3 protein-coding genes are annotated in these 1,544 nt (G+C 71.5%); 1 reads left to right on the top strand and 2 read right to left on the bottom strand.

What is annotated here, in order from left to right; all coding sequences use genetic code 11:
- Positions 1–40 precede the first annotated feature (40 nt).
- Entirely contained in the window at positions 41–343 is a 303-nt protein-coding gene (locus ACFW1A_RS40430) for a GroES family chaperonin (RefSeq protein WP_380418724.1), read from the bottom strand.
- A gap of 148 nt (positions 344–491) precedes the next feature.
- A complete protein-coding gene (locus ACFW1A_RS40425; RefSeq protein ID WP_380418722.1) occupies positions 492–845 on the bottom strand; it encodes a DUF3618 domain-containing protein in 354 nt (117 codons plus the stop codon).
- Between the two features lie 144 nt (positions 846–989).
- Between ACFW1A_RS40425 and bcp the strand changes: the two genes are divergently transcribed.
- Positions 990–1,463 carry a thioredoxin-dependent thiol peroxidase gene (bcp, locus tag ACFW1A_RS40420; RefSeq protein WP_380418720.1) on the top strand — a complete coding sequence of 158 codons (474 nt, stop codon included), beginning with the start codon at positions 990–992 and terminating at the stop codon, positions 1,461–1,463.
- The last annotated feature ends 81 nt before the right edge of the window (positions 1,464–1,544 follow it).

Below are 1,544 nucleotides of genomic sequence, written 5' to 3'. Positions count from 1 at the left end.
GGGTGCACCCGGGGCAGGGCCCTCGTCCGTCCGGCCGGTCCTACAGGTACAGACCCGTCGACCCGTCCGCGTCCTTCAGCCGCTCGGCGGCCACCGCGTGCAGGTCGCGCTCGCGCAGCAGCACGTAGGTCGCGCCGCGCACCTCGACCTCCAGCTTGTCCTCGGGGTCGTACAGCACCCGGTCCCCCGGCTCCACCGAGCGCACGCTCTGGCCGACGGCCACCGCCTCGGCCCAGGTGCACCGCTTGGAGATCTCGGCCGTCGCCGGGATCAGGATCCCGCCGGTGGAGCGTCGCTCGCCCTCACCGCCCTCGGGGCGGACCAGGACGCGGTCGTGCAGCATCCGGATGGGCAGCTTCTCACCCAGGCGGTCGTGCCGGCCGTGCTCGGACCGGTCCTGGTTCAGCTTCTCGTCGTCGTTCACGCTCACGCCCAGACCGTACCTGGCGCCGCCCGCCGCCGCGCCGCGGGCCCGCCCCGACCGGACACGGTCAGTCGCGGCGTCGCTTGCGGGCCGACGCGAGCAGCAGCAGCACGCCACCGCCCACCAGCACCGCCGGCACGACCCGCTCCGGCCGCGGCTTGCCCTGCTCGTCCACGAACTGGGCCTTCACCTGCTCGACCCCCCGGCTGGCGCTCACGTACAGCCGCCCGAGCTTCTCCTCCACCGCCCCCAGCGCCTTGGCCCGCACCTGCGCGGCCACCGTGCTCGGGTGCACCCGCATCGCCAGCTCGTCCAGCGTGTCGGCCAGCTGCGACCGGGTCCGCTCGATGTTCGCCTCGATCTCGGCCGTGGTGCGCCCCGCATCGTCGCGCGGGCTGTCCTTCGTCTTCCCCTTGCCCACCCGGGCCACCTCACTCAACTGACGTCACGGTCTGCTGACTCTCAGTCTGTCAGCTCCCCCGCGCGCACGCGCAGTCCCACCCACCAACAGGGGTAGGTTTGCCGGTGGCACGACCACCCGGCCCGTACGAGGAGAGAATCGAACGTGACTGAGCGACTCCAGGCGGGGGACACCGCACCCGCCTTCTCGCTGTCCGACGCCGACGGGAAGCAGGTCTCCCTGGCCGAGCACCTGGGCCGGAAGGTGATCGTCTACTTCTACCCGGCCGCGCTGACCCCCGGGTGCACCAAGCAGGCCTGCGACTTCACGGACAACCTGGCGGTCTTCGCCGGGGCCGGGTACGACGTGATCGGGATCTCCCCGGACAAGCCCGAGAAGCTCGGCAAGTTCCGCGAGGCCGAGGACCTCAAGGTCACCCTGCTGTCCGACCCGGAGCGCGAGGTGCTGACCGCGTACGGGGCGTTCGGCGAGAAGACCATGTACGGCAAGACGGTCACCGGGGTGATCCGGTCCACCGTGATCGTGGACGAGCAGGGCAAGGTCGAGCACGCCCTGTACAACGTCAAGGCCACCGGGCACGTCGCCAAGCTGCTGCGGGACCTCAAGATCGGCGCCTAGCAGCAGCAGGCCTGCGACTTCACGGACAACCTGGCGGTCTTCGCCGGGGCCGGGTACGACGTGATCGGGATCTCCCCGGAC

This window comes from Kitasatospora sp. NPDC058965 (assembly GCF_042741245.1).
Lineage (GTDB): Bacteria > Actinomycetota > Actinomycetes > Streptomycetales > Streptomycetaceae > Kitasatospora.
This window is presented reverse-complemented; position numbering and strand designations above follow the sequence as displayed.

Coding starts and splice junctions, on each gene's coding strand:
- ACFW1A_RS40430 (WP_380418724.1), bottom strand. CDS start 343: ATGCTGCACGACCGCGTCCTGGTCCGCCCCGAGGGCGGTGAGGGCGAG.